Source organism: Pedobacter sp. AC402 (assembly GCF_979252805.1).
The window spans coordinates 698,000-712,076 of the sequence record NZ_CEEDAI010000011.1; the positions used below are offsets into that span (position 1 = coordinate 698,000).

At 38.2% G+C, this 14,077-nt stretch carries 10 protein-coding genes and 1 pseudogene; 9 read left to right on the forward strand and 2 right to left on the reverse strand.

The annotated features are described in order from the left end of the window. Nucleotides 1–36: 36 nt before the first annotated feature. Nucleotides 37–876, reverse strand: a complete 840-nt coding sequence (locus AC0IWE_RS22055; protein WP_471794743.1) for a glycosyltransferase family protein — start codon at nucleotides 874–876, stop codon at nucleotides 37–39. 14 nt (nucleotides 877–890) lie between these two features. Here AC0IWE_RS22055 and meaB point away from each other — a divergent pair, with 14 nt between their 5' ends. Further along, complete coding sequence (gene meaB, locus AC0IWE_RS22060) at nucleotides 891–1,790, forward strand: methylmalonyl Co-A mutase-associated GTPase MeaB (protein WP_471794744.1); 900 nt, start codon at nucleotides 891–893, stop codon at nucleotides 1,788–1,790. Between the two features lie 64 nt (nucleotides 1,791–1,854). Here the strand turns inward: meaB and AC0IWE_RS22065 are convergent, their stop codons facing one another. Beyond that, entirely contained in the window at nucleotides 1,855–3,144 is a 1,290-nt protein-coding gene (locus AC0IWE_RS22065; RefSeq protein ID WP_471794745.1) for an aminopeptidase P family protein, read from the reverse strand. 172 nt (nucleotides 3,145–3,316) lie between these two features. Between AC0IWE_RS22065 and AC0IWE_RS22070 the strand changes: the two genes are divergently transcribed. From AC0IWE_RS22070 to AC0IWE_RS22105, 8 genes and pseudogenes are all read left to right on the forward strand, one after another. Beyond that, on the forward strand, nucleotides 3,317–4,528 hold the full coding sequence (locus tag AC0IWE_RS22070) for an OmpA family protein (RefSeq protein ID WP_471794746.1): 1,212 nt from the start codon (nucleotides 3,317–3,319) through the stop codon (nucleotides 4,526–4,528). Between the two features lie 46 nt (nucleotides 4,529–4,574). Continuing rightward, nucleotides 4,575–4,664, forward strand: a pseudogene (locus tag AC0IWE_RS22075) (hypothetical protein); the annotation flags it as partial. A gap of 98 nt (nucleotides 4,665–4,762) precedes the next feature. Next, nucleotides 4,763–4,900, forward strand: a complete 138-nt coding sequence (locus AC0IWE_RS22080) for a DUF6728 family protein (protein ID WP_369800161.1) — start codon at nucleotides 4,763–4,765, stop codon at nucleotides 4,898–4,900. Between the two features lie 9 nt (nucleotides 4,901–4,909). Beyond that, nucleotides 4,910–5,290 carry a RidA family protein gene (locus tag AC0IWE_RS22085; RefSeq protein WP_055909148.1) on the forward strand — a complete coding sequence of 127 codons (381 nt, stop codon included), beginning with the start codon at nucleotides 4,910–4,912 and terminating at the stop codon, nucleotides 5,288–5,290. A 2-nt stretch (nucleotides 5,291–5,292) separates the two neighbouring features. Beyond that, a complete protein-coding gene (locus AC0IWE_RS22090) occupies nucleotides 5,293–6,195 on the forward strand; it encodes an EamA family transporter (RefSeq protein WP_471794747.1) in 903 nt (300 codons plus the stop codon). A 6-nt stretch (nucleotides 6,196–6,201) separates the two neighbouring features. Then, the gene (gene recG / locus AC0IWE_RS22095; protein ID WP_471794748.1) at nucleotides 6,202–8,307 is read left to right on the forward strand and encodes an ATP-dependent DNA helicase RecG; all 2,106 of its coding nucleotides are present in this window, start codon (nucleotides 6,202–6,204) and stop codon (nucleotides 8,305–8,307) included. Between the two features lie 463 nt (nucleotides 8,308–8,770). After that, complete coding sequence (locus tag AC0IWE_RS22100) at nucleotides 8,771–12,043, forward strand: SusC/RagA family TonB-linked outer membrane protein (protein ID WP_471794749.1); 3,273 nt, start codon at nucleotides 8,771–8,773, stop codon at nucleotides 12,041–12,043. 33 nt (nucleotides 12,044–12,076) lie between these two features. Then, a complete protein-coding gene (locus AC0IWE_RS22105; RefSeq protein ID WP_055909526.1) occupies nucleotides 12,077–13,951 on the forward strand; it encodes a RagB/SusD family nutrient uptake outer membrane protein in 1,875 nt (624 codons plus the stop codon). Nucleotides 13,952–14,077 lie beyond the last annotated feature (126 nt).

Below are 14,077 nucleotides of genomic sequence, written 5' to 3' on the forward strand. Positions count from 1 at the left end.
TCAATTTTTTGTAAAACTCTTCTTCGGAAATTCATTTTAGGGGTTTCCTGGGTTAAATCTTTTTTCAAATTTCCAGTTCGCTGCTTCAATTCTTGCCTGCATTACTTTTGGATGGCTACCTTTAAAATGAACCAAACGATCGGCGTTGTGCATATCATAGGTATCCTGAACCGGGTAATTTTCTTCAATCCATTCTTCTGTTTGGTAAAATTGATTAAAGTTGCGCACTTTTCCCTGTAATCCTTTTGGTGGTTTTACCCAGCCATAGTGATATATATAGGCATCGATTAATTTGACCTTAAGTTTTCGATCATTGATTCTAAACCCTTGTGCATCCCGATAAGAATGGACGCCAGGTAAGTTTTTAATAATTCTAACTTCTCTTCTATACCAGCGCCTCGATTCTGCCAGGTAATCATAAGAGGCATAAAAGTGTTTATATTTTAAAAGCAAGGCTTCAACCTTATTATTGTTGAGTTCTGCCTCCATTTCTTTTTTAATCAAGGGAAGATAATCTTCATGTATGGCTTCGTCGCCCTGGATATAGATCATCCAATCCGTATCATCACTAATTTCTGCCAGTGCCTTATTGGTTTCATCAGCAAAAACGCGACCGCCTTCCCGCATACTTTCATTCCAAATGGTATTAATCGTTCTTATTTTTGGATCAATGCTTTTTACCATTTCTGAAGTTCCATCGGTAGAGTTTCCTAGCGCAACTATAAAATCATCGCACAATAGCAGTACCGAAAGTATTGCTTCTTTGGCAGGGTAATCATTAACAATTGCATTTCTTAAAAAGGTAAAACCAGTAACTTTCATCCAGATTTGTTGTTGATAGCCTGATGTGGCTAATAATTTTGTTAATTTGTACAAAGATAGTTTTATTGATGAATACGCATCTATCCATTTTAAACGAGATAAAAGCTGGCAATTATAAGGTTTTAGCAAGAGCATTAACGCTTGTTGAAAATGATATTAAACCGTCGGATTCGATTTTAAGAGATCTGGATAGTAAAATTGATACTCCAGTTTTGGGTATAACCGGCCCACCCGGAGCAGGCAAAAGCACTTTGGTAAATGCCATAACCAATCATTTTTCGGCAGCGAATAAGCGGATTGCTATATTGGCTATCGACCCTACTTCGCCTTTTAATTTTGGTTCCTTGTTGGGCGATAGAATCCGGATGGCCAATCAGTTTAACAATCCAAATGTTTTTATCAGATCATTGGCTACCCGTGGTGCTTTAGGTGGTATTTCTGCAAAAACAATTGAAATGGTTGATGTTTTAAAAGCTTCAAATTTTGACCTTATTTTAATTGAAACGGTGGGTGTAGGTCAATCCGAAGTGGAAATTGCTGGTTTGGCAGATAAAACTGTTGTTGTATTGGTGCCCGAATCCGGAGATGAGGTTCAGAATATTAAATCAGGCTTAATGGAAATTGCAGATTGTTTTGTAATTAATAAGGCAGATCGGGCAGGAGCAGATACATTTGCCAATAACCTCAAAAAAATTATTCATCAAGGCACAAAAACAATTCCTATTTTAAAAACAGTTGCTGACAAAAATATAGGCATAGTTGAATTATGCAATTGGTTAATCAAACCTCATTTAAGGGATAATAGCAGAAGTGTATTTTTATTTGCAGAAAAAGCATGGAAAATCATTCAACATGATAAGATGCGGGTTATAGATAAAAAAAGGCTGCGTGAAAAAATCCAAGCAGCCTTAAAAAAAGATAATTTTAATATTTACCGCTTTGCGGATGAGTTTATGCATAATGGTTAAGCGCTTAATTGTTTAAAGCGGTTAACTAAGCACTGGAAATTGTAAACTGGATACTGTACATTAATTAACTGTTCATAATATCTTCAATTTCTTCCGCTTCCAATGGAATATCAGCCATTAAATCTACATTACCATCTGAAGTAATGAGAATATTGTTTTCCAAACGGATGCCCAAACCTTCTGCCGGAACATAAATGCCTGGCTCAACAGTTAAAATATTACCTGCGGCAAATGGGGTGTATCTTCCGGCGAAATCATGCACATCGATACCCAAATGGTGAGAATTGCCATGCATAAAATATTTTTTATAGGCAGGGTAAGCAGGGTTTTGGTTTTTTACATCTTCGGAAGTGATCAACCCAAGGTTAATTAGCTGTTCAGACATAATTTCTCCTACTTCCTCATGGTAAGTATTCCAGATGGTACCCTCCTTTATTAATTTAACCGACGCTCTCATTACTTTCAGAACTGCATTGTACACCTCTTTTTGTCTTGGGGTAAACCTGCCGTTAACAGGGATACACCTGCTCATATCTGCATTGTAATTGCCATATTCTGCGCCGAAATCAAATAGGATCACGTCACCATCTTTACATTCCTGGTTATTATCCGTATAATGTAGAATGTTGGCGTTATGGCCTGAAGCAATAATGGGTGTGTAGGCATGTCCGGTTCCACCTTGACGGATAAATTCATGAATAATTTCTGCCTCAATTTCATATTCTTTTACACCTGGCCTGGTAAATTTCAATACCCTTATAAAGGCATCGCGAGTAATCGCAGAAGCTTTTTTTGTGAGTTCGATTTCTACATCAGATTTAACTGCACGTAAACTGCGCATAATCGGGGCCGAGCGTTCATAACGATGTAAAGGATATTTTGATTTCATTTTTTCAATGAAACGAACATCTCGATATGGAACTTCATGCGCATACCTGTCGTTTTCATTGGTATTTAAATAAATATGTTCGGCATAGTTAACTATACTATGTAAAATGTTGTCAAAATCTTCCAGCCAATATATAGCCTGAATGCCGGATGCGGCTTTTGCCTGCTCTTTTGTATATTTATATCCTTCCCAAACTTTAATGAAATCGTTGGTCTGTCTTAAAAACAGGACTTCTCTGTACAAAGGATTAGGACAATCGGGATATAATAATAAAATTGTTTGTTCCTGATCAATTCCTGATAAATAAAATAAATCAGGATTTTGTTTAAAAACAAAGCTTTGATCGCCACTTCTAGGAAACTCATCACTTGAATTAAATATAGCTAATGAATTGTTTTTTAGATGTTTAGAAAAATTTCTCCTATTTAAAATAAATAATGACTGATCAATGGTTGGATATTTCATGAATATAGTATTTTAATATGCGCAATGGCCAAAAGTAATAAAATGATTAATTACCGTGAAGTTTGGAACGGAGTTTGTATAAAAGTTTGAAAATTTAAAATTTTGTTTAATTTTGCTTTTACTAAAAAATTAATCAATTAAATTGTTTAACCCTTAAAAAAGAAAAAAGATTATGAATTATTCTACTTTAAAGAAAAGTGTTGCGCTTTCTTTAGTGGCATTAACAGGAGTAGCTTCTCTTGCTGTCGCTCAGGATGCTCCTGCAACAACTTCTGCTGTCAAGGTATTTGGCGGTAGAGGTCAGTACAGAACTTGGTCTATCGGTGTACACGGTGGTGTTTTAATGCCAGTTGTAGCTATCGGTGGTTCTAACGACTTCAACAAATGGGATGCTAACTTAGGTTACGGTTTAAACATCCGTAAACAATTAGGTCACTCTTTCGGTTTAGAATTAAACGGAACTCGTGGTAAACTTTCTGGTACTAACGAAGGTATTTCTAACCCAGCTGTTAAAGATTTCGAAACTGAATTACAATATGCTGTAGATTTACGTGGTGTTGTTAACTTAGGTTCTATCGATTTCTTACGTCGTGAGAACTCAGTAGGTTTCTTCTTAACTGCTGGTGCTGGTTATATGGCTTATGCTCCAAAAATCACTTTAAACAATGGTTCTGTTATCGACTGGAAAGGTAAAGCTACTGGTCCTGCTGATGACAAACATGATGCAAAAGATTACGTAAAAGGTTTCTACATTCCAGTAGGTGCTGGTGTTAAATTCAAAGTTTCTGAGCGTGTTAACTTTAACTTAGGTTACACTATGAACTTTGTTGATGCTGATAATTTAGACGGAGTTTATGCAAAAGGTCAAACTAAAGATAAATTCTCTTACGGTTATGCTGGTTTAGAATTCTCTTTAGGTTCTTCTGCTAAACCAAGTTTAGAGTGGACTAACCCATTAGCTACTATGTACGATGAGTTAAAAGATCCAACTTTACGTCAAGAAGTTGAAGCATTGAAAAACCGTGTTTCTGCTGTTGAGAAATCTGTTGAAGATTTGAAAAAAGATACTGACGGTGACGGTGTTGCTGATCAATTTGACAAATGCCCAGGAACTCCTGCTGGTACTGCTGTTGATGGTTCAGGTTGTCCACTTCCTAAAATGGTTGCTGATTCAACTTCAACTTCAAATGTAACTGGTTTCGAAAAAATCGGTTTCGATTTCAACTCTTCAGTTTTAAAAACTGAGTCTTACCCTACTTTAGATAAATTATCTTCAGTGTTACGTGAAAACGGTGGTAAAGTAACTGTAAACGGTTACGCTTCAAGCGAAGGTACTGCTGCATATAACGTGAAGTTATCTAAAGACAGAGCTCAACTCTGTTAAAACTTACTTAGTAAACTCTGGCGTTAACGCTAGTCAAGTTGCTACTAAAGGTAATGGTGAAGCTAATCCAATCGCTTCTAACGATACTGAAGAAGGTCGTATCCAAAACCGTCGTGTTGAAACTGCTAGAAACTAGTATTTCAATATAAGATTTAGAAAAGTCCCGATGAAAATCGGGACTTTTTTTTATGCCCATAAATTTTCTGTATTAAGCTTTTTAGCTAAGTTTGTACTATGTACTTCTTTAGAAAAAAAGATCCCAACAGGCCGAATAATATCAACTTAAAAATTATGCATTTTATTAATGCACTGGCCATCTTAGTTTTTCTTGCAGGCATCATCTACAAGCTTATTCAATGGCTTGCCAAATAAATTAATTGTATGAAACAAATTATTAAAACAACAAATGCTCCAGCCCCAATTGGACCATATAGCCAGGCTGTACAGGCTGGTAATTTTTTATTCGTATCAGGCCAGGTTGCCATCAATCCTGAAAATGGAGAATTAAACATTGGCAATATCGAAGAGGAAACTCATCAGGTAATGCGCAACCTTAAAGCAGTTTTACTCGAAGCAGGTTTAAGTTTCGATAATGTTGTAAAATCTACTATATTCTTGAGTGATATGGGTACCTTTGCACAGGTTAATGAAATTTATGGGCAGTACTTTACAGCCGATTTTCCTGCCAGAGAAACAGTACAGGTTTCGGTACTTCCTAAAAACGTTAACGTAGAAATTTCTGTTATTGCCATTGTAGGATAATTTTGGCAGCAGGCAAAAGCAAGTATTTTATAGCGGGCATTATTCCTTACATCATCTGGGGAACAATGTCCGTTCCTTTACGCGATATAAAAGGATTCCCTCCGCATGAAATTCTATACTATCGAATATTTGTTTCCATTATTGTAGTTTGGGCGACCATACTTTTATTCAGGCAGGAAGCGCTAAAGCATGATTGGATTATCTTGAAGGCATTAACCACCGCAAAGAGGATCAAATTATCGTTGCTAACGCTATTGTCATCCGTTCTGATTACCGGAAACTGGTTCACTTATATTTATGCTGTAAACAATGTAAGCTTAAAGGCAGCAGCCTTTGCTTATATGGTTTGTCCTTTGTTAACCGCGCTTTGCGGATTTATCATCTTAAAAGAACAGTTATCCAAAATTAAAGTAATTGCATTAGTTATAGCTTTTTTAAGCATCTTAATATTGGCAACGGGTTCATTGCATGAAGTAATGTGGGCTATCATCATCGCATCCTTTTATGCCCTCTACATTATTGTTTTAAAGGTAATTAAGGATGTAGATAAATTTAACTTTTTAGGTATTCAGCTTATACTATCGGGCTTAATGATGCTTCCATGGTATTTTATTAACGCTGCACCCGTACCTACTGAAACTTTCTTCTGGGGGCATATTTTCTTAATTGCGGTTGTTTTTACCATTATCCCACTCTTTTTAAATTCTTATGCCCTGTTGGGTATGCCTTCATCCGCCTTAGGTATTTTAATCTATCTCAATCCAATTGTTGCTTTTACCGTGGCATTTTTCTACTTTAAAGAGGAGATAGGTATAAACCAGCTTTTCGCTTATTTGCTTTTGCTGGTATCGATTGCTATTTTTAATGCGCAGTTGCTGAAGAGTGTTGTTTACAAGAAACGATAAGATATTTTGTTTAATTCGGTATTAGATACACCTGTGGAGTTTTTAAAAGGCGTTGGGCCAAGCAGAGCTGATGTTTTAAAAAAAGATTTAGGCCTCTTTACCTATGGGGATATGCTTTCGCATTATCCTTTTAGATATATAGACCGTACAAAATATTTTAAGATTAATCAGATCAATCCGGATGCTCAGTATATCCAGATCATTGGGCGGGTAATTAATAAAAAAGTTATCGGCGATAAAAGAGCAAAACGCATTGTTGCTATTTTTAAAGATGAAACCGGAATTATGGAACTGGTTTGGTTCCAAAGCTTAAAGTGGGTTGATGAAAACATTACTGTTGGTACTGCGTATGTTGCCTTTGGAAAGCCTACCATCTTTAATGGAACATTCAGTATCTCACATCCTGAAATGGAACTGTATCAGCGAAAACAGGTGGGCAGAGGAAACCTAACCTTACAGCCGGTTTATAACTCTACAGAAAAGCTGAAAAAATTTAATCTTGATTCAAAAGGTCTGCAACGTTTAATTGCGGGATTGTTAGATCAGGTTATTCCCCAGGTTCCTGAAACTTTACCTCAATATATTATTGATAAATACCAATTGCCAGATAAAAAGATGGCATTTTTAAATATCCATTTTCCTAAGAATCAAAAAGATTTAAGTGCTGCGGAGAGACGCTTGAAATTTGAAGAATTGTTCTTTATACAGTTACAGCTTTTACACAATAAGCATTTAAGGCAATTAAAATTTAAAGGGGTTACTTTTGATAAAGTAGGCGAGAAGGTGAACCGCTTTTACAAGGAGTTTTTACCTTTCGAATTAACCAATGCCCAAAAGCGTGTGGTTAAGGAAATCAGGATTGATACACAACGCGGCGTTCAAATGAACCGGCTTGTTCAGGGCGATGTAGGAAGTGGCAAAACGGCTGTTGCGCTAATGAGTATGTTATTGGCCAATGACAACGGCTATCAGGCTTGTATGATGGCTCCGACTGAAATTCTAGCGCGGCAACACTATGCATCCATTACAGAACTGGTAACTGATGATCTTGTTCGGGTGGCCATTCTTACCGGAAGTACGAAAAAGAAAGAGCGGACCATTTTACATGAGCAACTGGAAAATGGTGAAATAGACATTTTGATCGGAACGCATGCGCTGATTGAAGATAAAGTGCAATTTAAGAATCTTGGTCTCGTGGTAATTGATGAACAGCATCGTTTTGGGGTAGAACAACGCGCCAAGCTTTGGCGTAAAAATATTATTCCTCCTCACATTCTGGTAATGACGGCCACGCCAATACCGCGTACCCTGGCAATGACCTTATACGGCGATCTCGATGTTTCTGTAATCGATGAATTGCCCGCTGGCAGGAAACCTATAGAAACTAAACATCTTTTCGAAGGCCAACGCCTTAGGATGTTTGGTTTTATGAAACAGGAAATTGCCAAAGGCCGACAGGTTTACATTGTTTACCCGTTAATAAAGGAAAGCGAAAAGTTAGATCTTCTTCATCTTGAAGCAGGTATAGAGCAATTGAGTTATCAGTTTCCAAGGCCTGATTACCAAATGAGTATTGTACACGGCCAAATGCCCAATGCAGATAAGCAGTTCGAAATGCAACAGTTTATTGAAGGTAAAAGTCAAATTATGGTGGCCACCACAGTTATAGAAGTGGGTGTAAACGTGCCTAATGCTTCTGTGATGGTAATTGAAAATGCCGAAAGATTTGGGCTTTCGCAGCTCCACCAATTGCGCGGCAGGGTAGGCCGGGGGGCAGAACAGTCATTCTGTATTTTAATGAGTAGTAATAAACTGAGTAAAGAAGGTAAAATCCGTTTAGAAACCATGGTGAGAACCAACAATGGATTCGAGATTTCGGAGATCGACCTGCAATTACGCGGCCCTGGCGATATTACTGGAACTCAACAGAGTGGTGTGCTTGATTTGAAACTTGCTGATTTGGCCAAAGATCAAATTATCTTAGCAGAAGCCCGTAATACGGTAATTGAGCTTTTCGAAAATGATCCGCAATTGGAAAAGCCCGATCACGCTGTATTAAAAGCCTACCTGCAAAAGTTAGAAAGAGGCATCTCTTTTGATAAAATAAGTTAGTACTATAACTTATTTAAATTTTTTAAATCTCCACTTACTTCTTATTTACAATAATATTTACTGCTGTATAATAAGTTGTACATTGTGTAGTGATGTAATTGTTTTTTTACGAGTGTGCCCCTCATAAATATTATTTTACCCCCTTTTTTAAATCCTGAATATTCCTATATTGCGTACAACCAAATATGAACTGTTATAGTCGGCAATTCTAAATATGGGTACGTCGTACACAGTAGATTTTAACCCCAAATGTGCTTATTTATCAGATAAGGGTGGTTAATAATGGTTAACACTGATTTATTGATTCGTTCAGAGCAATTGAATAAATTCTTTGCGAGAATATGCTGTAGCTATTTGTTTCGGTAAATCCAGATTTTAATCATGCGTCTTATGACAGCTCTATGTTACGCATGGGTATTAAAGTGCATTACAATCAATATCTAACCAAAATAAATTGAAAACTATGAAAAAAAATCTATTAAGGACTTTTGCCAGAAGTAGCATGTTTCTTGTTTGCGGTGGTGGTCTAATTTTTTCTCCGTTTAGCAGCAGATCCGCTGATGCTGTATTGCACGAAAAATCCCCTCTTGATTTTTACAAACCTCCGCTTCAGGATATTACTGTAAAAGGGCAGGTTACTGATGCTAAAGGTCCAATTCCTGGTGTGAGTGTTAAACTAAAGGGTGGTGCCGCAAGCACGGTAACAGATGGATCTGGTAAATTTAGCATTAAAGTGCCCGAGGATGCTACATTAGTATTTACCTATGTGGGTTATGTGGATCAGGAAGTGCAGGTGAAAAACCAAACGAATATCAATGTCCGTTTATTAGAAAACAATCAAAATTTATCAGAGGTAGTGGTAGTGGGTTATGGAACCCAAAAAAAAGCGGTAGTTTCCGGTGCCGTTGCTTCTGTAAAAGGTACCGAACTTGCAAAATCATCATCTGTAAACTTAACCAATTCGTTAGCCGGCCGCTTACCTGGTGTTACTGCCCTGCAGGGAAGTGGAGAGCCTGGTTATGATGGCTCTACCATCCGTATCCGCGGAATAAACTCGCTTGGAAATAATAATGCTTTAATTGTAATTGATGGGATTCCTAATCGTGCCGGGGGTATTGAACGTTTAAATCCAAATGATATCGAAAGTGTATCCGTATTAAAAGATGCATCTGCCGCTATTTATGGTTCGCAGGCTGCAAATGGCGTAATTCTGATCACCACTAAATTGGGTAAATCAGGCAAGCCGCAGTTCTCTTATGATTTTAGCTACGGTTTACAGCAGCCTACAAGAATACCAAAAATGGCTAATTCTGTTCAGTATGCCGAAATTTTAAACGAGTTGAACATTTTCGGTTCCGATCTAAATCCAAACGAATGGACAGCCGCATGGAATAGCTTCAAAAGTACAGGTTCTTACCTTTCTACCGGAGGAAAAACGATTAATGCGGCCTTCAAACCTGATGAAATCAGAAAATTTGGTGATGGGTCAGATCCGTTAAGGTATCCAAACACCGATTGGTTTAAAACTACTTTCCAAACGTGGACACCTCAGCAAAAGCATAACGTACAGATTAATGGCGGAAGTGAAAATGTAAAATACCTGGTTTCATTGGGCTACCTTGATCAAGATGCCTACTATAAAAATTCGGCAACGGGTTATAAGCAGTACGATATGCGTTTTAATCTTGAAGCAAAGCTGAGTAAATACATTACCACTACCTTAGGAGTAACCGCCAGAGAGGAAGATCGTAATTTCCCTACCGTAGGGGCTGGCGATATATTTAGGTTTTTAATGAGGGGCCGCCCGAATGAAATTGCCATTTGGCCTACCGGGCAACCGGGCAGGGATATCGAATATGGTTATAATCCGGTGGTATCTACTACCGATTTAACAGGTTATAACAAAGATGTTCGCGATTACTTTCAAACTACAGGAAAAGTAGAAATTAAAATTCCTGGGGTAGATGGATTAAAAGTAACCGGAACCGCGGCTATAGATAAATATTCAGGCCGGCAAAAAAACTGGCAACTGCCATGGACACTCTACGACTGGGATAAAAAAACTTTTGCAGCAGATGGAGTAACGCCAGTATTAACAGGTACTGTACGCTCTCAGTATACCGACCCGAGGCTTAGGGAAACTGCAGGCGGACAGCTCGCTGTAAACCTGACCGGAATGGTTAATTATGATAAAAAAATTGGCGATCATAATATCGGCTTAATGGCTGGTGTAACACGCGAAACCGTAAATAATGATGGTTTTACCGCTTTTAGAAGGTATTATATATCTTCTTCAGTTCAGGAGTTACTTGCTGGTGATGAAAGGGAGCAATCTTTAGGAAATAATCCCGGCGACCCGAATAACTTGTTTAAAAGGGCGCGCTTAAGCTATTTTGGTAGGGCAGGTTATAACTATAAAGAGAAATACCTTGCAGAATTTTTATGGCGGGTTGACGGATCTTATATCTTCCCAACCGATAGGCGTTTCGGTTTCTTTCCTGGGGTATCAGTTGGATGGCGTTTATCTGAAGAACCGTTCTTTAAAGATAATGTGAAGTTCATCAACAACCTTAAAATACGGGCATCTTACGGACAGATGGGTGCTGAAGCCTATTTTGGAGATGCTTTACAGGAATATCAGTACCTAAGCTTAATGAATTTCGGAAACTATATCTTCAATGATTTAGTAACCAAAACCTTAACCGAAGGCAAAGTGCCCAATTTTAATTTTGGATGGGAAGTGGCCAATAATACCAACATTGGTTTAGATGCATCGTTCTTAAATAATAAACTATCATTGGAGTTCGATTATTTCTATAACAAACGTACCAATATCCTGATCAGCAGAGGCAGTTCTGTGCCAGAAAGCTCAGGCATTACCGATCGTTTACCCCCTGTAAACCTGGGTAAGGTAAATAACAAAGGTTTCGAATTTAAATTAAGTTATAACGACCAGGTTGGTGATTTAAACTTTGGTGTAAGTGTAAACGGTGGATACGCCAAAAACAAAATCATATTTTGGGATGAAACACCTGGTGCACCAGAATGGCAACGTTCTACGGGCAGGGTAACCAGTTCATGGCTGGTATATGATTATGATGGCGTATTTAAAGATCAGGCTGATATTAATGCAAATACCCTTAATTATAGCGCTCTTACCGGAACACTTCGCCCTGGCGATATGAAGTTTAAAGATATTAACGGTGACGGTAAAATTAATGCTGATGATAAAATACGATTGGATAAAAACGGAACGCCAACTTTTACCGGCGGTGTAAATTTTAATTTGCAATATAAAGGATTCGATTTATCGGTACTTATTCAAGGTGCAACCGGTGGAATGCAGATTGTTGGTTTAACAGAATCGGGCGATATCGGTAACTTCTTAGAATGGTCGTACCTAAACCGTTGGAGCATTGATAATCCAAGTTCGGTAAATCCACGCTTATCCAACCGGGGTGCTACCTATTATACCGATAGCAATAATGCATTAAACAATACCTATTGGTTGCGTAGCAATAACTACATCAGGCTTAAAAATGTAGAGCTAGGGTATACCTTGCCAACCACGCTAGTAGAAAAAGTTGGATTAAACAGTGTAAGGGTTTATTCGAATGGCCTCAACCTGGCTACGCTGGATAAAATCAAGATATGGGATCCAGAATCTACCAACACCAGCGGGCAATATTATCCTCAAGCCAGGGTAATTAATTTTGGTATTAAAGCCACTTTTTAAATGTATAGCTATTTATCAATTACAATGAAAAATATGAAAGCAATAATTCAGAATAGAAATCTATATCTATTGATTTTTGTTACCTTTTTTGCATTTGCATGTAAGAAAGACTTCTTAAATGTAGAATCACCTGGCCAGGTACCTTCCGAATCGGTATGGAAAGATCCTGCAACGGCACAGGCCTTTGTTAACGATATTTATAACGGCTTGGGCAACGGAGGTTTTTCTGAGCAAATGTTGGCATCCGTATCCGATGAAGCATTATTTACACACCCTACGCGCGGTATCGATCTTATTAATAACGCCACCATCAATCCCTCTACACTAGGTTGGGTAGATGATACCTGGGCATACAAACAAATGTATAACCGCATCAGGGCATGTAATATTACTATTGAAAAAATTACCAGTGGTGATAATGCACTTACCAGTCAGGCGTTAAAAGATCAGTTACTGGGTGAAGCTTATTTTTTAAGGGCCTATTTTTACCATCAGTTGTTGCGTTTCTATGGTGCAGTGCCTTTAGTAACTAAAATTTATGTGCTGGATGATAACTATAACGTTAAGCGCAACACCTATGAGGAATGTGTAAACTTTATTGTAAAAGATTGCGATGAAGCCAATAAATTATTAACCGGTAAGGCCATGGAAAAAGGGCGAACCACTGCTCTTGCCGCTTTGGCCCTTAAATCGAGAGTGCTGATATATGCTGCAAGCGATTTACACAACAGAGCCAAACTTACTGAGAAGGTGAAAAATATTGATGTTAAAACGTTAGATTTTTTAAGCTATGCAAGTGGCGATCAGGCAGAACGTTATCGCCTTGCACAAACAGCTGCAGATGCTGTTATCAAATTGGGTACAGGATATAAATTAGATCTTAATGCTCCGGCCTCTGTAGCTGATGGACAGGTAAATTATAAAAGTATCGCCATGGGCGGGGCCAGTAAAGCACCAGGGATAGATGCTACCGCTGCTTCAGAATTAATTTTTGCACGTTATTTTATTATCCAAAGCAACATTAAACATGCGCAGCAAAATGGTCCGAACGGTTACCACAACTGGGCAGGTAATACGCCTATCGGCTTATTGGTTGATGATTATGAGATGAAAGATGGCAGCAAATTTAGCTGGGCAAACCCTGCCCAAAAAGCCAACCCTTATCAGGATAGAGATCCTCGTTTTTATGCCACCATTTTATACGATGGTGCCGGATGGAAACCCCGCGATAAAGCATCAGGCAATGTTGATCCGGCAAGTCAGATCCAAACTGGAGTATATGATTTAATTGATAATGGTGCCCGTATAGACTTTAAAGGATTGGATACACGCGCAAGTTCTATCGAAAACTGGAACGGCAGCTGGACGGGTTACTACTACCACAAATTTATCGATCCAGATCCAACAATTGTAGATGCCTCTATGTCGCAAAATGTGCCCTGGCCTTTCTTTAGGTATACCGAAGCGGTATTTAATTATATCGAGGCCAGTATTGAGCTTGGCGAATTAAGTAAGGCGACCAATTGGTTAAATAAAATTCGTTTCCGGGCAGGTATGCCAGCAGTAACCGCCACAGATCAGGAAGGGTTACGAGCAATTTATCGCCACGAACGCCGTATTGAAATGGCTTACGAAGAACAACGTTACCATGATACCCGCCGCTGGTTAATTGCAGGTGAAACATTGGGCAGGAAAACCACCTACATTAAAGTTACCGGTAAATTTAAACCTGGTAAAACCATGTCTGCACCATATCATTACGATAATACCATTTACGATTATACATATAGTCCGGTAGAGGAGAATGCGCAAGAGAGCAGGAGTTGGAACGATAAACTTTATTTCAGGCCATTTAGTCGCGATGAAGTAAATAAAAATAATATGCTCGATCAAAACCCTGGCTACTAAGCCTCTATTTTAATGCCCGATGAATAATTTTATTCATCGGGCATTTTTATGCTCAAAATTTCAGCTTAGCAAGGGCAACTTTACCTTTAAATAGCTAAAAGAATAATCTTATTGTATATCCATTCC